Below are 19322 nucleotides of genomic sequence, written 5' to 3' on the forward strand. Positions count from 1 at the left end.
TTCCTCACATCACACATCAAAAAGAAACTCAATCATATAAACCACCAACACTCAAAAACCCGGATTATTTTACTTACCTTGTAATTAGGTGTCATTCACACACCACACAACCATCCACGGCGCGTTTAAATGAAGCGTTATGAAATTGATCTCTACAACCATTCTATTACTGGTTATCTATATAAACAGCGCAATCTCCTGCCCGCCAGTCACTCATCTGGGCATAGAACAGGGATTATCTAACAACACAGTCCGCTGCATCTACCAGGACCACTACGGCTTCATCTGGTTCGCTACTTACGACGGACTCAACCGCTACGACGGTTACGGCTTCAAAGTATTCCGCAACATCCGCAGCGATGCCAGTTCCCTTGTGCATAATATCGTCACTTCCCTTACAGAAGACCAGCATAATTTCCTGTGGATAGGTACCCGCCAGGGCCTGAGCAGGTATAACCCCGTCTCCGGAAAATTCACCACTATTACTTACCAGCCGGCAAAAGGACAGGCTCAGAAGCTGAATGCTGTAGTCAAAAGCGTAAAGGCAGATAACAACAATGTCTTTATAGGAACAGAAGGATTAGGATTATTGCTCTGCCGGTTGGGAGATACCATATGCCGCCAGGTACCCCTTGTACAAAACGGAAAGAGAATAGAGCATTATGGAATACAAACCGTCATGAAAGATTCAGCCAACCGCATCTGGGTACATGTACAGAACCGCGGACTAGGCCTCTTTGACCGGCAAACCAATCAGCTGCAACTGGTAGACAATACTCTGCCCACAGCTACCTGTCTTGCTACAGACGGGATCCACATGTGGGTCGGCGCAGAATACGCAGCATATGAATATGATATCCCTTCCGGTAAAATGAATAAAGTGTACGAAATACCCTCTGCTCCGCTTACTCCGGGGTTTGTTGTATCCCTCATGCCGGCAAATGGAAAACAGGAACTCTGGATGGGAACAGAAACAGGAAATATATACACCTTAAACCTGCACAATGGAAAGACCGGATTTATCAAAGCAGGAGAAGATATAAATGAACTGGCCAGCGGTGCTATTCACACCATGTATGAAGACAAAGCTTCCCGCAAATGGATAGGTACCATCAGGGGAGGTGTAAATATCATCGATCCCGAGAAGAACCGCTTCCAGACCATCCGCCGGGAACATTCCAGTAACAATACCCTTTCAGGCAATGTAGTCTCTGCTTTCTATGAAACACCAGACAGCACCCTGCTTATAGGTACAGACGGTAACGGGTTGAACCTCTGGGACCGCCGTACAAACAAGTTCCGGGTATATACGCACGACCCGGGTAACCCTCATTCCATTTCCGATAACTTTATTACTTCCATAACAGAAGATAACCGGCAACAGATCTGGCTATCCACCTTCACAAGCGGTATCCAGCAGTTCAATAAAAAGAACGGACAATTCAGAAGTTATCACTGCTTTAACCCGGTAGCCAAAGCCGGGAATAAAGTGGTCTTTGCCCTCTATAATGACAGCAACAACCAGCTCTGGGCCAGTACCCTCCGTAGCGGCGGGGTTTACGGAGCCCTGTATCATTATAATCCGGCTACAGACAACTTTGAAATGTTTGACGAAAACCTCTCAGACCTTTTCAGCCTCTATGAAGACAAAGAAGGAAATCTCTGGGGAGGGAACCTGAATCAGCTCATAAAGATCGATAAGATAAACCGGCAGCATCAGTTCTATTATGTGGGGCATTCTATCAGGACCATGTATGAAGACAGGGACGGCCGGTTCTGGATAGGCACGGAAGGCGGTGGATTACTGCTCTTTAATAAATCCCGCCAGACAATTACTGACCGTTACACGACAGAGAACGGGTTATGCAACGATGCGGTACTGAATATCCTGGACGATGGTCAGGGCAACCTGTGGATCAGCACCTATAATGGCCTCTCAAAATTCGACCTGGAAAAAAAGAACTTTACCAATTATTACCAGGGAGATGGCCTGCAGAGCAACCAGTTCTTCTACAACGCAGCTCTGCGCCTTCGCTCAGGTGAAATGGCATTCGGCGGTATTAAAGGGTTCAGCCTTTTCTATCCGCAGCATATTAAAAGTGAGTCGGGCGATCTGAACCTGGTACTGACAGACCTCAGGGTCAACAATACCAGCCTTGAAAAGAGCCAGTCATTTATCAGTGGTTTTACGGAGGATGCTGTCACTTCCCTGGAAGTGCCTTATAACAAAGCAGTGTTCTCTTTCTCTTATACCGTACCTGAATTTTCATCACCCAACAAGATCACATACGCCTACTATATGGAAGGCTGGGATAAAGATTGGACCATTGCCGGCAATCTGCGTTCCGCCACCTATACACACCTGAATGAAGGAAGGTATACCTTCCGCGTAAAATGCTCTACTGCAGAAGGCGTATGGAGCCCACGGGAAATCACATTGAGCATCACCGTACTGCCTCCCTGGTATAGAAGCTGGTGGGCTTATGTAGCTTACATAGCCCTGCTTTGCGGCTCCATTTACATGTATTTCCTCTACAAGATGCGGCAGAACCGGTTAATGTACGAGATCCAGCTGGCCAATATGAACGTACAGAAGGAGAGAGACCTCAACGAGAAAAAGCTCTCTTTCATTACCCATATCTCACACGAATTCAGAACACCGCTCACACTCATCGTAAACCCCGTGAAAGAGATCCTCTCCGGCGATGTCAAAGGAGCCGTAAGGGAAGAACTGAATACCGTACACCGGAACACCCGCCGGCTGCTCAGTCTTGTTGACCAGCTGCTGCTCTTCCGCAAAACCGACAGCGATCAGGACCAGCTCAGGATAGTAGAGCTGGACCTTGCCGCCGTTTGCCGGGAAGTATACCTCTGTTTTGTATACCAGGCCAGGGCCAGGAAGATAGACTACCGCTTTGAGTGTCCCGAAACACCGCTACATATGTATGTAGACAGGGAAAAGATCGAGATCGTACTCTTCAATCTCCTCTCCAACGCATTTAAATTCACACCGCAGGGAGGCGCTGTTACCTTCCGCGTAACAGAAATGGCAGATAAAGTTGCTGTCAGCGTAACCGATACCGGCTGTGGCATTCCACCTGAAGCAGGAGATGACCTGTTCCGTAAATTCTACCAGGTAAAGTCAGCCAATACGCCTTCCCGCAGTGGCTTCGGTATTGGCCTCTACCTCGTCCGTCATTTTATGGACCAGCACAGCGGATCAGTGAACTATGAAAGTAAAGTAGGAGAAGGTACCAGCTTTACCATCATGCTGCGTAAAGGAAGAGGGCATTTTGGAACAGAGACCATCCTGCAATATGTCCCGGAAACCGCCGTTTTCCTCCAGGAACTGCCGGAAGAAACAGTGCCTGAAAAACCGGAAACAGACCTTGCTGCACTGGTCACAGAAAAGAAGACCATTCTCATCATTGACGACGATACTGAATTACGCAATTATGTATCCCAGCTTTTTGCAGATGGCTTCACCGTACTGGAAGCCGACAGCGGGGAAGTAGGACTACAGGCGGCGAAAGACTATCTGCCGGATGTTATTATCAGCGATATCACCATGCAGGGAATGAATGGTATAGAAGTATGCCGTAACATAAAAGGGAATGCAGCCCTGAGCCATATCCCTGTGATACTGCTTACGGCAACAACTGCATCTGAAACCCAGCTACTGGGTATTGAAAGCGGGGCAGACGATTATATCACTAAGCCGTTTGAGAAAGAACTGCTTAAAGCCCGCGTACAGGGAATGCTTCGCAAACGGAACATCCTGCAGCAATACTTCTATAACGAGATAACCCTGGCCGGCAATGATCTCAAAGTATCTGTAGAATATAAAGAATTCCTGGACCGCTGTATCAGGATCGTAGAAAGTCACCTGGAGAACGAAAATTTCTCCATCCGCACCCTGGCCAAAGAAATGGGCATGAGTCATTCAGGCCTGTACAAAAAAGTGAAATCAGTGTCAGGGCAGTCCATCAATGGCTTTATCCGTTTTATCCGCCTTCGGAAAGCGGCAGAAACCATGATCAGTACAGAATTGAATGTTGGCGAGATAGCTACCATGGTAGGGTTCAATAATATTAAATACTTCCGGCAGCATTTCAATGACCTTTTCGGCATGAACCCATCTGAATATATCCGGAAATTCCGCAAGCCTTTTCATAACACCCATAACCTGAACGTAAAGGTGTATAAGGATGAAAATTCCAGGAGAGGGGAAGGTGAAAAATAACTACAGGTATATAACCACTATGCTAACCGCATGGGACTTTCCGTTCCCGCTATGGCTGCCTTTGCGGCGGTACACCGTCCTGAAGGCGGTGGTGGCAATTATGGCTCCGCCAGCGGTGGATATGACCAGCTGGGTTTCGGTTCCCTTACCTTCACAAGGGACCCTCTGCCTGCCACCGGTCCCGCAAACGGCACTTATAAGATCTTTGCCCGCCATAGCAGCAAAGCCATGGAAGTTGCCAATAACGGAACAGCCAACGGCAGCAATGTAAGACAATGGGTATCTAATGATTGCACCTGCCAGCAATGGCAACTCATCCCTCTTTCCACTACCTCTGCCCGCATGGAAGCGGTAACAGTCAGCACAACGTCAACAGAGGTGACGGTTTTCCCCAACCCCTCAACAGGTAATGTAACGGTCACCTTACCTCATGGTTCATCTGTTATTACCCTCACAGACCTTACAGGTAGAGTCTTATATAGGGTGGTGGAAAAAGATAACAGGCATATCCTGGACATGAGCGGAAAAGCCCCCGGTATTTATTTCATTACTATAACAAATGGTGATAAACAGGTAACAAAAAAGATAGTTAGGTAGAAAAGAGGTGAAAAATGTCCCTTTTTTTACGAATTGATACCCCATCCTTTCCAAAGGATGGGGTTAATTTTAACCCACAAGGGGGACAAAAAATTCGACCAAAGTCAACAGTTTTTCCACGTAGCATATTACATGAAGAAACAAAACTTAAGTATTACAATTAAGACCACGATTATAAAAAAACAGATTCAGACAGTGAACAATACCTCCTATTTATTTTAATCAAATCCAAAAAGAAAGCTGATGCGCTTAATTACAATTATCCCGGGCAGCCAACTGCCTAAGGTGCTGCATGTTCCGGGCACATTCCCGTTAAGAAGAACGTTTCTATTCTTTTCTCTCTTTCTTACTGTACTGCTTTCCACTTTGGATGTTTTTGCACAGACAAAGATCAGCGGCCGTATCCTGGACGATAAGACAGGAGATCCCGTTATCGGCGCCACAATCCGTGTAAAAGGGAAAAGCGTGGGCACTACTTCAGACCCTCAGGGCAATTTCTCCCTGAACACTCCTGAAAACAGTACCCTGGAAATCAGCTACGTTGGCTTTGCACGCCAGGAATTAAAGGCGGGGACAAATATGGAGATCCGTATGAAGGCAGACGCCGGCCTGAATGAAGTAGTAGTGATCGGGTACGGCACACAGCGCAAATCAGACCTTACCGGCTCTGTTGTCAGCATCAAAGCCGCCGATCTTACAAAAATAGGAGGTACCAGCAACCCTGCCGAAGGACTGCAAAGCAAAGCGCCCGGTGTACAGGTGCTGAGCTCTGGCTCCCCCGGTACTTCTCCCGTCATCCGCGTACGTGGAGTAGGCAGCAACAGCAATCCCAACCCCCTCTTTGTAGTGGACGGAATGATAGTTGACGATGTCAACTTCCTGACAGGTAATGATATAGAATCCATGGAAGTGCTGAAAGACGCATCTGCCACCGCTATCTACGGCGCCAGGGGCGCCAACGGTGTGATCATCGTTACCACTAAAAAAGGTAAGGCCGGCTCCACCGTCATTGACGTTTCCGGCAGTGAGGGCATGCAGTTCCTCACCCGCAAATACGAAACCGCCAATGCGAGTGAGTATGGTACCATTATCAATAAATTACAGAATACCACCGTTTATCCTAACCCCGCCTCACTGGGTAAAGGAACAGATTGGCTCAAAGAAGTATCCCGCAACGCCTCCTTCAGAGATTATCAGGTAGCCCTGAACGGCGGCAGCGAAAAGATCCGCTATAACCTGAGCGGCAGCTACTTCCGCCAGGACGGTGTGTTCAAATATACCACCTTCAACAGGGTGACCGTTCGCCTCAATACAGAATACAAGGTGAATGACAAACTCACAGTAGGAGAGAACATGTCCATGAGCAATTCCAACAACGCCGCTCCCGGACTGTACTATCTCTTCATGCGCTCCGTGAACCGCATCTCCCCGCTGCTTTCTGTATACGATTCCGCCGGAAAGTTCACCGCCCCGCAAGACGGCAGGTTGATCAACCCCTATGCTTCTCTTTTCTATAATAAAGACTATAACAGCAATGATGTAAGACTGGTAGGTAACTTCTGGGGTAACTATGAAGTGGTCCCGGGCCTGAACTTCCGTACCAGCTACGGCGTAAACTGGCTGCATAACCGTACAGACCAGTTCATACCTTCCTATTCCATCATTCAGCCCAACCAGTACAATCCGGTTAACTCCTACAGCAACACCTATGGCGTTGACTTTACCTGGCTGTGGGAAAATACCTTAACGTACGACAAACAACTGGGAAATGATCATCACCTCAACCTGCTGGCAGGTACTACCGCCCAGAAAAGGAAACGTGATTACCTCACCGGTACCGGTAAAGGATACGCCCTGGACGATCTGAACTACGTGAGCATATACAGCGCTCCCGCCAGCACAAGGGCTGTCTCTGGTGAACAGCCCCTCACAGAAACCATCCTGTCCTATTTATTCCGCGCCAACTACTCCTATAAGGACAGGTACCTGCTTACAGGTTCCTTCCGCGCAGACGGCTCCTCTAAATTCGGTAAGAACAACCGTTTTGGATACTTCCCATCTGTAGCCCTGGGCTGGCGTGTAACAGAAGAAGGATTTATGAAAGACAATGGCGTGATAGATAACCTGAAACTGCGTGCCAGCTGGGGCGTAACAGGTAACGATAGGATCTCCAATGGTATTTCCTATTCACTGGTTACACAAGACCCGGTATATGACGCCATTTTCAACAGGGCAGTGGCCACAAACGGCGCTGTACTGACCAGCTCCAACCCTGACATTAAATGGGAACGTACCTTCCAGAAAGACATGGGCTTTGAAATGAGCGTACTGAAAAACAGGCTGGCAGTAGAATTTGATTACTATAACAGGGAAACAAAAGACCTGCTGCTCATCATCCCCATTGCAGGTGGTTCTGCCGGTATCAATGCTACTTACAGCAACGTAGGCTCCGTACGCAACAAGGGTATAGAGTTTGCGCTGGACTGGCAGGATAATATCGACGCCTTTAAATATGGTGTACGTGTAACAGGAAGCACTTTCAAAAACACTGTTACCGACTACGGCAAACAGGTAACTACCAACAATATCTTTTCCACTCCGCTCTTCACCCGCATCCAGGAAGGACAGCCCCTGGGCTATTTCTACGGCTACCAGGCAATAGGCATCTACCGCACACAGGGTGAACTGGATGCATGGAATAAATACGCGGTATCCAAAGGCCAGACGGCATATCATAACGGGGCACAACCCGGTGATCTGATCTATAAAGATGTGAATGGCGACGGTCGCATAGACGGTAACGATATGACCAACATCGGCTCTCCATATCCTAAGTTCTATGGCAGCTTAAACCTCAGCGCATCCTGGAAAGGATTCGATTTTTCTGTAGATATCTTTGGCAGCTTCGGCAGCAAAATACTCAACGGCTCCTATAACCTGGTAGAGTTTAATACCACAAATCTGCACAAGGACTGGGTAAACGCATGGACGCCGGACAATACCAACGCCAGCATGCCAAGACTGGGAGTGAATTCCATCAACACGCTGCCTTCCTCTTTCATTGTACAAAACGGCTCCTATGTCAAAGTACGCAATATAGAGTTTGGATATACCTTTAACAAGCTCGGCGCCGGCAAGATCAAAAGCGCCCGTATCTTTTTAAACGCTACCAACCTCTTTTACATCACCAAATACAAAGGTGCATCTCCTGAGATCACCTCCGCCGATCTCCTGTCACAGAACGTAGACCTGAACCCTTATCCTGTATCCAGTAATGCCAGGGCAGGTGTGAATGTGAAATTTTAATGATCCTTTTAACTAACAGTTATGAAACGCATTTTATATATATTCCTGGCAGGCATCTCTTTTACAGCCGTATCCTGCAAAAAATCTTTCCTCGACGTTCCTCCCCAGGGACAACTGACTGAAGACATATTCCTGGCCAACGAATCAATGATAGATCAATGGGTGAACAGGATCTATGGCACTATCAGCTGGCGCGAATTCCGCATAGGACAACAATGGTTTTCTGTAAGAGAAATGGGCGCGGACGATTTTACGCCCGGCCTGGGAAGCGGTAGTATGGCTACAGACCTGAAAGTATTCCAGGACTATGCGCACACACCTTCGACAGAGCTCTATGTAGAACGTTACTGGTCAAGAACATTCCAGAATCTTAACTTCTGTAACCAGGTAACTGACGTAACACCCGGTTTCAAAGACCAGACCATCGCTAAGAAAGCGGAAGCACAGGCAAAATACTTCCGCGCCTTCTATTATTTCGAACTGGTGAATATATTCGGGAAAGTACCGCTGAGAGATCATGTACCTGTACCGGCAGAATATGACATTCCTGTAAGTTCAGAAGATACCATCTACGCCCAGATCATCAAAGACCTGGAATATGCGGTAGATAACCTGCCAACAAGGGCAGAGTGGGGAACAGCCGGTCTCGGACATGTTACCAAAGGTACTGCCCAGGGCCTGCTGGCAAAAGTATACCTCTTCAGGCAGAACTATGCAAAAGCGCAGGAATATGCCAACAGCGTAATGACCTCCGGCGAATATAGCCTGGAGCCGGATTACCGTAATATTTTCAGCCCTGCCAATCCTTATTCTGTAGAGAACATGATGCCCGGGCATTTCAGCTATAATACAGCCATTGCTTTTGGCAGAACATGGAATCCTTATATAGAATACCAGGGCATTAACGGCCAGTTTGGCAACGGGTTCGTTTACCCCTCAGAAAGTCTGGTGAACAGCTACGAAACCGGCGATCCGCGCCGCACAGCTACCATCTTCAACAGCGGGGAAGTAGTGGAAGGATTTAAAAGCAATGCTGCTATCAACATTCCCAATGGTTATAAATACGCTAACAAAAAGATCATCTGGCCTTTCTCATACTGGAAAGAAGGAACATTTATGCAGCAGGAAATCAACCAGCTTTTCCTGCGTTATGCTGACGTCATCCTGATCTATGCAGAAGCCAGCAATGAACTGGGACAATCCGGCAACGCCCTGCAGGCCCTGGAAAAAGTACGTTTCCGCGCCCGTGGTAACAAGACATTTGCGGAAGCAGGCATATTGCCTGAAATAACTGAAACAGGTAAAGAAGCATTAAGGGAGATCATCTGGCATGAAAGACGAATAGAACTGGCCATGGAAGGACACCGCTGGTTTGATCTCCTTCGCTATAATGCCGTAGTGCCCGGTTATACAGAGAATCTGCTGAAGAATACTTATGGCAGAACTAATTTCAGTTATACAAAATACAGCAGGTATCCTATTCCGTTCGCCATCCTGGCAACATCAAATGGTATCCTGGTACAAAATGACGCCTGGAAGTGATAATTTAATCTTAGTACTTTTAAACTGTGTACAGTACAAAAAAGTCGGGGCTAACCTAGAAAGCAAAAAAGCTTTTAGGTCGGCCCTGATTTTGGTTAAGAAAGATCCACAGCGAGAGCAAGGAAGTATCTGTTACTGAAAATGTCGACGAAGGATCTTTTATTGATTATGTCACTATCAAGCTTGACGAATTTTTCGGTGATAGTGATCTCGGAATTCCCCTCTTTTTCAACAGATGTCTTTGTGCCAATGATGCCTGTTGATAGTTCGGTCCGTAGATGCTCCGGAACGGTAGGAAGACCATCGCTCTCTTTGGTTGTTAACAACTCATGAAGTTGCAGCTCATTTTGAGCGAGCAGCCTTCCATAAAATATCATTGTCTCAATATCCGGTAGGCTGAGAAGTGCCAGAAGCTGCTCCCAATTAACCAGGTAAGCCAGGCGGGCAGAAAGAGCATTATCATTACATCTTTCATTGAATAAGGCCATCCCTTTCATATCTTCCGCATTGAATAGGATTTCGCCATTCTTCTGGCGGAAAAGGAATGTTGCACGTTTTATGGCGCCTTGTTTATCGGCAGTAGATTTGTAGTTTGAAAGTGCTTCATTTAACTGTTTGCCCATCATCCAATAAGTGATATTCAGATGGCTATTCAGCCAGGTACTATGCTTGCGTCTGAATTGCAAAATGAGGGGTCTGATAACAGCAATGATATCCTCTGTTTTTGTTTCAGTTTGTGCTGCCAATGCCGGTTCCTCTCTATCGGGGAAATGCATCAATTCGCGGAACCTGATGGAATGGGCGCCAGTGTAAAGATCTTCTGTCTGAACCTTCTCCCATATTGCCCACATAGGTTCGGGAATCAGCCCGGATAATTTAACAGGATCTACTTTTGTAAATACAGTCTCATTATTATCTGCTTCCGGAAAACTCGAAGGCATATTTTCAGTAACCTTTTTAAGTTGAGCGTTACTTAATCCATCCTGTAGAATCAACCGGATGGCATGTAGTATATCGCTTTGCTGCTCCAGGCAAACGAGGGTGGTGATATGTTCCCAATCCAGGAAGGAAGCGAACTTCGTGGCGATATTGAAATCGGAAAAGGTACGATGAAAGCGACACATGACTGTCAGGTTTTCTCCACTGAAGAAGGAGCCAAATTTTACCATTGACCACACAGAAAGCGATTCCTTTAGATGTATGGATTTCTCTTTTTCGTTGAGGGTATCCATATAATTATTTATTGCTGCCCCCATCTGCCAGAAAAACAGATTCAATTCATAATTTGAAGTAACCTGTATTTCGCGTTTCCGTTGAAGGGCTGTTGCATATAGACTTTCCGGGAAATTTTTATTGGCGTACATCCCCTTTATTCTTTTTACCGATTTCATGAATAAACCTATTTATTAGAATTACCTGACCCTGGTTTTGGTAATAGCCCATTGCCTGGTATTCAACATGCCATCTGAATATACATATTTAGCATGGACCAGGCAAGACCAGAAAAGATTTACATGGAGGTTTCCCGGAGCTAAAACATACCAGGCTGCTTTATCGAATAAGGTAATACTCCGGGTTACCGTTCTCCCATAAGTGTCTGAAAACCGTGCGACCACAGGGAAGGCCATGATCGGATCCATAACGATTCCTATTATGACAAAGGTATCAGGGTCGCGCGTGATTTGCGCATTGTAGGTATATTTAATAGCTACCCGGGAAGCACCGTTGTTCAAGTCTTCAGTGGAATAATCTTCATCCGGCGCCCATTCTTCCACCGTCACATGTTCAATGCCATTTTCGTCGATCACAGGATCATTGGGATTGCCGCCCGTGGCATTGCAAGAATTTACATGGTATTGATAGTTGTCCATTGTTGCGGATTCTATTGAACAACCGACAGCGTTTCCACTCCTCATATTGTGATCGTTCAGGACAGTAAGGGAACGATTAAGCATATCATAGGTGCCGAAGTTTTCGACAATATATCTGGGACCATCCACCCTGATGCCCTGGCTGGGAACGTGTGTAACGGTAAACCCCTCATTGAACTCAATACCCAGGTTGTACTGTAAGCGGCTGACCAAATAAGCTATTGCGCTGTTGGCTACGTCCTGTTGGCTTGGTCCGCTACAAAATCCGTTCAGGTACTCAAGCCTGATGATTCCATCGAAAATGATATAACAGCTCTCAACTACAGATGAGGAATTGTTTCCATTTACTTTTTTTCTGTTATTTGATGGGAGTACTCTGTTCTGGTAAGGAGGGGAGTCGGACACGGAAGAATGCCCCCTGGATTCCCGATTGAAGAAAGCAAAAAGTTCTGCAGTTTGCAGTCGTTCACGAAAGGTTGTGGCTTTCCTAAGTGTGTTTTTAAGGTTAACCGTGACTACTTGCCGGACTTTTTCACTTGCGTCAAGTTTTGTAATCAAGACGTTGGTCACGGTAGCTCTTCCTGTCCTGACTGCGAAGATGTATTCCAATGAACTGTCCGCGACTGATATACGTACCTGGATATGGTCCCAATCCAGCAAGCCATTCTGTGGGAAGCTATCACTGAAATGAACGGTTTTGTTCAGTTCATGAAGCTCATGATTAAGTTTTATCAAATGGGCATCGCTTCCCTTATAGCCGTTGAGGGTAGAATGTTTTACTTGGCTGGATTCTTCATTCTTTTGGCATGATGTGAAAAGGAAAAGAAAGAAAATAAAAGACAATAAGAGACGGGATGAACTACTGGACATGTTGGTCATGATTTTCGGTTTTTGATTATAAAAAGGCGCTGGACGGAACTTATGATGAAGGAGCGTATTGAATATGTACTGTCAACTCAATCAAGAAAGCATGATACCTGTCGGTTTACCAGTGGTTGCTTTTGGGGGATCGATTTATTTCAACCATTGGCTTGGGGAAGCGCAGATTGTGGTAAATATGATGTTTTGTACATGTTTCGGATTATAATACTTAGGTTAAATGATAATAATTCTGGGTTCTGAATGACCGATGGGGGTGTTTTATCCCAGAATTGTTAAGTTCGCTAAGGTAACTCATTACGTCAAGTCTACCAAAAACTATGATCGTGATCATCTAAGCGTTATGGATCTAATAACTGTTCTAAAATTAGGGCTGACCCAAAAGCTCTTTTGCTTTTGAGTTCTTATGTTTGGGTCAGCCCCATAGTTCAATCCCGCTAATCACTTCGTCCTAATCCTGATAACAGTAAACGAATAAGCCGGTAATTCATCACTAAACTTCCCACTAACCTTACATCCCGAAACCACCGGCTTCACATCCAACGCCCCCGGCTGCCCCTGCATCACCGTCTTCACCGCCTCAACATCCGCAGTAGAAATATCCCCCAGGTCAATCGCCGCATTCACAGCCACCGGCAACAGGTTCACCATTTTCACGATCACATCCTTACTCTTCGAATCACGCACAACAGACACAGCTACACGCTTCTTCGCCGCATCCTGGTTACTGGAAAGTGATATACTACCCGGAAGATATTCATCCCCCGCATTCTTCCCATATAGCTGCTGCACATAATACCCAACTGTAGGTTTCACAGTAGTATTATTAAAATAAATAAGATCAGGGTTCCATTGTGTATGTCCTTCCTTAGCCAGTAACGGTGCATAAGACGCCATATGTACCACATCCCCGTTCCTTTCTATGCTTGTCAGGTAAATCGCCTCGGCAAGCGCTGTTTCAAGGTTGTTAGGCCGGCCGGGCAAATGAGCGGCATACTCCCCGAGATAAACTTTTGAAGCAGAACGGTCATATTTGTCGTAGAAATCCTGGTTGTTGATAAACCATCCGGGCGACTGATAATAATGCTCATCCACCATCGGTACTTTCAGCTTACGGGCCACATCCCATCCCTCAGTATAATCCGTTCCCTCAAAGAATGGTCCCACAGTACCTATCACAGTGATCTCCGGATGCTTTTGCTTCAATGCCTGGAAGATCATAGTAAAGCGCTCCTCGAAAATATCAGTGATCAGATCTTCATTGCCTATGCCAATATATTTAAGGTTAAACGGTTTCGGATGACCAGCCTCTGCACGCTTCTTACCCCAGGTTGTATTAACATCTCCATTGGCATATTCCACCAGGTCACATATATCCTGAATATACTGTTCCATTTCACTCACAGGCACACCGCCCTGTTGCCCCGCACCGCCGGTAGATGAGTTCTGACAGGGAACGCCTGCAGCAATAACCGGCAGGGGAACAGCTCCTATATCTTCACAATACTGGAAGTATTCAAAATATCCCAGCCCGGTAGATTGATGATAACCCCAGATGTTGCGTTGCGGCTTGCGGGCTTCCAGCGGACCTATAGTATTCTTCCACCGGTATATATTAGCCAGCCCGTCCCCATGCGCTACGCACCCTCCCGGAAAACGTATGAAGCGCGGATGTATATCTGCAATGGTCTGTGCCAGATCTGCCCTCAGACCGTTCTTCCTGTCTTTAAAGGTTTTCTGCGGAAAGAGCGAGATCATATCGAGCGAGAGCGTCCCGGCTGTAAGCGGCTGCAGTTCCAGCTGGGCATCCGCAGCATCTGCGGTAGCCGTCAGCGTGGCTTTCACAGTCTGCCATTTATTGGAAGAGACGTTGACAGTGGTCTGTGCCACTACTTTACCCTCTTTATCTGTAAGACGTACCAGCACTTTCCCGCCTGCCTGTTTCGCAAATAAAGAGAGATCGTATTTCTCGCCCTTTTTCACCGGAATACCATCAAACCCGCTATTGATCAACGCCGCTCCAGGTGTACTGGTCTGCAATACCGCATAATGACGATTGTTGATATGTACAGGATTTGCAGAATCAACAAGGAAAGTTGAGTTGCCTCCTTTTAATTTCCAGGAATAGGTACTGTTCCAGTTTTTATTATCATCCGGCGTATATTCAAAATCACGGTTCTGCACCAGTTCTGCATATAACCCGCCATCTGCAGCATAGTTGATATCCTCGAAGAAAATACCCAGCAACAGGTCGCTGATAGGCCTTGCCTTTGCAGGCTGTACAGTGATAGTTGCCTGTAATGGCTGCATCCCGGCAAAACGCTGTCCGTCCTGCTGGGTGGTTTCCCTTTCCTGCGCAGATCTATACTGTTTCAGTTCATATGTCTGTATCAGCTTCTCTACTACAGCCCATGACACACGATGTACCTGTCCCTCTGCCCGTCCGCCGGGAAGGCTTATCTGCTGACTGGCACTTTTAAATGAACCTATTTCCCTCACCGGGCTATAGCTGACAAAATCCTTGGTGCTAAGTTCATATGACTTCCCGTCGGCGCTGTTATAAAAGACAATATAAAGCTGTTGCCTGTTGTCATAGGCAGCAGCAATACCCTTAACGGTAGTACCTTGTTTTACCTCAGGATAGCTTTGCCTTTTCCAGTTTACAAGATCGGCAGATGCCGCATGGGCAAACACATTACCCCGCTCATTCAGGGCCCAGATACAATGCCAGAGCCCGTCAGCACCAGGAAAAAGGTAAGGGGTGAGCATACGTTTTTCTATTCCCCAGCTGCCATAGTCGCTTTTCAGATACCCGAAATCTGTGCCAATAGGATGCCAGTCCTCACGATCTCGGCTCCAGGCATATTGAAGCCCGTTGTGGTTGTTGTTTTTCCCCGTAGCATAGGAAAAAAGATAGACAGAATCGGGATCGGCAGCTGCGGCTGCAGGTGCCGGCCGGAAAGCCAGTGCCAGGCAGAAAAGTATGCATGACCAGTTCTTGTTCATAGTGGAATTGTTTATCTGGCTTACAAAATAGTAATAAAAAGTGTTAATTAGACAATTAAATTGTTTTTATCCTGAGATTAATAATAAATCTCACTGCACATCTCATCTCAGTGGGCCTTAGTAATATTGCACCACAACCAGAATCTGTCGGGCATAATATATATCTGCAAACCCTAATTCCCATTCTTCACTAAAATCAAAATTTAACATGAAAAAGAGCGCTATTTTCTCGCTTGTGGTCCTGTTGACCCTTTTCTTCGCAGCCTGTAAAAAATCGGATACACAGGTAGTAACTCCTGAAACAGAAGCAAGCAACTCAGACAAAGTACTTTCTTACATCCTCGGCCTGGGATTCCCCGCTACCAGTATTGTAGAACATCCTACAGAGTATATTGTTGAAGGAGATATCAGCTTCCCTAAGAACATGACCGTTCCTGAAGGAGGTGTAAAAGCTGAACAATATTATACCGGCAGCCTCGTATCTGCTGCTAACGTGACAAATATCCGCCTCAAAATAGATGCTTCCATGACCTCTATGACTTCTGAGATCAATTCCGCCATCGCACAATGGAATGGTGTCGCAAACTGCTCCATTAACTGGACCGTTGTAACAGGAACATCCTATGATGTACTGATCACTGATGCCAATTTAGGCTCCGGTGTATGTGGTGCAGGAACTTTCCCTTCCAGTGGCAGGGCAGGTAACCTGATCAGGATCAATAAGGCATATATAGCAGGCAATAGCTTTGCACAGCGCGCACGTACCATCTGCCATGAAATGGGACATAACGTTTCCTTCAGGCACACCAACTGGGCCTCTATTGGCGAGTCTTCTGCTACAGCAGTACCAGGTGTAGGTGGTACAGATGCCTCTTCTATAATGAATGGTGGCCAGTGCGGTAGCGGCGCTACTGTATTGTCTACAAAAGATAAACAGGCTGCAGTGGCTTTATATCCCTGATAAGATATAAGCCTGGCAGTAAAACGCTTTCACCGTAAAACGTGAAAGCGTTTTTTTATTTATCAGATTTAATTAAACCCGCCAGTAGTATTTAGTACCAAAACCTGCATTGTTATCCGTCAGCTTCAGCTCAGTAAAATTTATCTGCCAGATAGCCGCCCTGAATGTCTTCGCTACCGGAAACCGCTTCTCATAAAGCTGTAACGCCTTCTCTTCTTCTGTACCTTTCAATAACGTCACCTTCCCTGTAAACTGTAGTCCGCAGATCTGTGATATATCTTCCACAGCTACAGCTATAGTGCCGCTTACATTGTTATTTTCCAGCATCATGCTGCCATGCCTTGTATTAAGATCAGTCATAACATACAGGCACTCCTTATCTGCTGCATAGAATAAACTGGCTGCCCATATTACCTCTGCAGATCCTGTACAAATGGTCAGCACATAATTGCTTCGTATAAATGACCATATTTTCTCTTTCATAACATACAAGTTACAGGCATGGAATAAATGCTCCACTGATAACTGTCATTTGTCCTATTGACTATCATTCTTCTCTGTTGTAGCTATCGTCCGTTCCTTTGCACCGGATTGCTTCTAAGTCCTTGATTCATTGCGGCGGCAGGCAAATGCCGCAATGTTATATATAGCCTGCAATACGCGTTTGCTTCGCTGCCGTTTTTTTAAATGGCAGCTTTTTGTTTGCAGATGTATCAGCCATCATCGCAACAGGAATCAATCCCTGTAATGACTCCGGTCATTCACCACGCATTGTACCTGGTATACTTTGCACTCATAAACGCAAGCTCATGAAATACTATCTATCGAATGTTCTGAGAAGAAAGGTCCTCCTGTTATTTTTTATGCAACTGTCCGTTTGTGCGGCCTTTGCACAGACCGCTTATCACTCTTCAGCCGTGAAGATTACTGTTGATGGTACATCAACCCTGCACGACTGGAAAATGGAATCGTCGCAGGGACAGAGCACAGCAACTTTTACGCTGGATGCTGCAGGACATCTTTCGGCTTTAACAGCGCTTCAGTTCTCTGTAAATGCAGAAAGCCTGAAGAGCGAGAAAAGCGGACTGGATAAAAATGCATACAAATCATTACAAACAAACAAATACAAAACCATCACCTACCAGCTTACTTCCGCAACCGTAACCCCTGCAGGCGCTGTTAAATGCCTCGGAAAAATGACTATTGCGGGAGTCACCCTCGATGCAGACCTGGTGGCTACAGCCAAAGTAAATGCCGATAAAAGCATCACCGTGAAAGGCAGCAAAAAGCTCAGCATGAAAAGCTTCAGAATAGATCCGCCTTCCTTTATGATGGGCGCTGTCAAAACCGGTAACGATGTGACCGTCAGCTTTGATCTTACACTCAAAAACTAATCTTCTTTCCATACATCCCTAAAATCGAGTATATGCAAACATTATTCAGAAAACCAATCCTGCTCATCACCCTTCTGCTGCAGATCCCCGTATTGCTGATGGCGCAGCAGCCTAAGATAAATAATCTCAGGCCATATGACCAGAAAGGTATCAACGTCTTCGAAGATCCGAAAGATACCAGCACCACCTTCGATGGTATTAAAGTGAAATGGGGGGCCGGCTTTACACAACAGTTCCAGAACCTTGAACATAAAAACCCGGATGCCTTAAACAATAACATAGGTTCCTATTCCAACGGCACATCCGTACCAGGTAATAAACTGAAAACGATCACTTCAGGTTTTCAGACCGCCCAGGCCAACCTTTACATGGACGTACAACTGGCTGACGGTATACGGCTCAATGTAACCAGCTACATGTCTTCCAAACACCATAACGAGAACTGGGTGAAAGGCGGATATATCCAGTTTGACAAACTGCCTTTCAAAGGCGAATTCTGGGATAAACTGATGGAAATAACCACCATTAAAATAGGGCACTTTGAAGTGAACTATGGCGACCAGCACTTCAGACGAAGCGACGGTGGTAACGCGCTATACAATCCTTTCATGGAGGGCTATATCATGGACGCTTTTGCAACAGAAATAGGAGGAGAAGTGTACCTGAAGAAGAATGGTTTCTTTGGTATGATTGGCCTTACCAATGGTATGATCAAAGGAAATGTAGATTCTCTTTATAAAGCCGGTAATCCCGATGGCGACCTGAAGAAACAACCTTCCATTTTACTGAAGGCAGGCTTTGACCGCAACATTACCAAAGATGTACGTTTAAGGCTCAGCGCATCTTACTACGGAAACCAGAGCAGCGGCAGCAACGTACTGTACGCCGGGGATCGCAGTGGCTCTAACTACCAGTATGTAATGGAACAGGCATCTGCCAATCCCAGCAGCACAACCGGCGCCGGTACACCGCTGTTCACTTCCGGCCGTATGAACCCGGGCTTTACCAAAAAAGTAAATGCCCTTATGTTCAACGGTTTTGTAAAGACCCACGGACTGGAAGTCTTCGGCACCTATGAAACCGCTTCCGGCCGTACCGCCAGGGAAACAGATACCCGCAAAGCCAGCCAGTTTGCCGTAGATGCCGTCTATCGTTTCTTTAAAAAAGAGAATGTATTTATCGGTGCGCGCTATAACGTAGCAACTATGCGGCTGGCCAACAACGCTACCGGTACAGGCGCCGGGGCAATTACTTACAATGATGATGTTAAAATAGATCGCCTGGCCTTTGGCGGCGGCTGGTTCCTGACCAGGAACGTACTGCTGAAAGGTGAGTATGTGATCCAGAAATACAAAGATTTTCCTGTAGCTGACTTCCGTGCCGGTGGTGAGTTCAAAGGATACGTGATTGAGGCTGTTGTAGGCTTCTGATGCTCCTGCGTGTAAAACAAGAAGAAGAAGTCGGAAGGCTCCGGCCAACTGGCTTCTCTCTTCTTTCTTTTCCTGCTCTTAACCCGATATGTT

11 protein-coding genes are annotated in these 19322 nt (G+C 46.3%); 7 read left to right on the forward strand and 4 right to left on the reverse strand.

What is annotated here, in order from left to right:
• The first annotated feature begins 139 nt into the window (after positions 1 to 139).
• The 4 genes from GO493_RS28695 (at position 140) to GO493_RS28710 (ending at position 9688) form a co-directional block, all read left to right on the forward strand.
• Positions 140 to 4243, forward strand: a complete 4104-nt coding sequence (locus tag GO493_RS28695; protein ID WP_157309687.1) for a hybrid sensor histidine kinase/response regulator — start codon at positions 140 to 142, stop codon at positions 4241 to 4243.
• Between the two features lie 30 nt (positions 4244 to 4273).
• Positions 4274 to 4840, forward strand: a complete 567-nt coding sequence (locus GO493_RS28700; protein WP_157309688.1) for a T9SS type A sorting domain-containing protein — start codon at positions 4274 to 4276, stop codon at positions 4838 to 4840.
• Between the two features lie 243 nt (positions 4841 to 5083).
• Entirely contained in the window at positions 5084 to 8146 is a 3063-nt protein-coding gene (locus GO493_RS28705) for a SusC/RagA family TonB-linked outer membrane protein (protein ID WP_157309689.1), read from the forward strand.
• Positions 8147 to 8167: 21 nt separating this feature from the next.
• Positions 8168 to 9688, forward strand: a complete 1521-nt coding sequence (locus GO493_RS28710) for a RagB/SusD family nutrient uptake outer membrane protein (RefSeq protein WP_157309690.1) — start codon at positions 8168 to 8170, stop codon at positions 9686 to 9688.
• Positions 9689 to 9783: 95 nt separating this feature from the next.
• On the opposite strand, the gene GO493_RS28715 is transcribed toward GO493_RS28710, so the two are convergent.
• The 3 genes from GO493_RS28715 to GO493_RS28725 form a co-directional block, all read right to left on the reverse strand.
• The gene (locus GO493_RS28715; RefSeq protein WP_157309691.1) at positions 9784 to 11079 is read right to left on the reverse strand and encodes a DUF1016 N-terminal domain-containing protein; all 1296 of its coding nucleotides are present in this window, start codon (positions 11077 to 11079) and stop codon (positions 9784 to 9786) included.
• Positions 11080 to 11100: 21 nt separating this feature from the next.
• Positions 11101 to 12438, reverse strand: a complete 1338-nt coding sequence (locus tag GO493_RS28720; RefSeq protein WP_198315857.1) for a hypothetical protein — start codon at positions 12436 to 12438, stop codon at positions 11101 to 11103.
• 441 nt (positions 12439 to 12879) lie between these two features.
• Entirely contained in the window at positions 12880 to 15444 is a 2565-nt protein-coding gene (locus tag GO493_RS28725) for an alpha-L-arabinofuranosidase C-terminal domain-containing protein (RefSeq protein WP_157309693.1), read from the reverse strand.
• 208 nt (positions 15445 to 15652) lie between these two features.
• Here GO493_RS28725 and GO493_RS28730 point away from each other — a divergent pair, with 208 nt between their 5' ends.
• Entirely contained in the window at positions 15653 to 16405 is a 753-nt protein-coding gene (locus tag GO493_RS28730; protein WP_157309694.1) for a M57 family metalloprotease, read from the forward strand.
• A 72-nt stretch (positions 16406 to 16477) separates the two neighbouring features.
• Here GO493_RS28730 and GO493_RS28735 read toward each other — a convergent pair whose 3' ends face one another.
• Positions 16478 to 16888 (reverse strand): PNPOx family protein, encoded by a 411-nt coding sequence (locus GO493_RS28735; RefSeq protein ID WP_157309695.1) that lies wholly within the window; start codon positions 16886 to 16888, stop codon positions 16478 to 16480.
• Positions 16889 to 17214: 326 nt separating this feature from the next.
• Here GO493_RS28735 and GO493_RS28740 point away from each other — a divergent pair, with 326 nt between their 5' ends.
• The gene (locus GO493_RS28740; protein ID WP_157309696.1) at positions 17215 to 17799 is read left to right on the forward strand and encodes a YceI family protein; all 585 of its coding nucleotides are present in this window, start codon (positions 17215 to 17217) and stop codon (positions 17797 to 17799) included.
• Positions 17800 to 17831: 32 nt separating this feature from the next.
• The gene (locus tag GO493_RS28745; RefSeq protein ID WP_157309697.1) at positions 17832 to 19229 is read left to right on the forward strand and encodes a hypothetical protein; all 1398 of its coding nucleotides are present in this window, start codon (positions 17832 to 17834) and stop codon (positions 19227 to 19229) included.
• Positions 19230 to 19322 lie beyond the last annotated feature (93 nt).

Origin of the sequence: Chitinophaga tropicalis (assembly GCF_009758205.1) — a bacterium.
GTDB lineage: Bacteria > Bacteroidota > Bacteroidia > Chitinophagales > Chitinophagaceae > Chitinophaga > Chitinophaga tropicalis.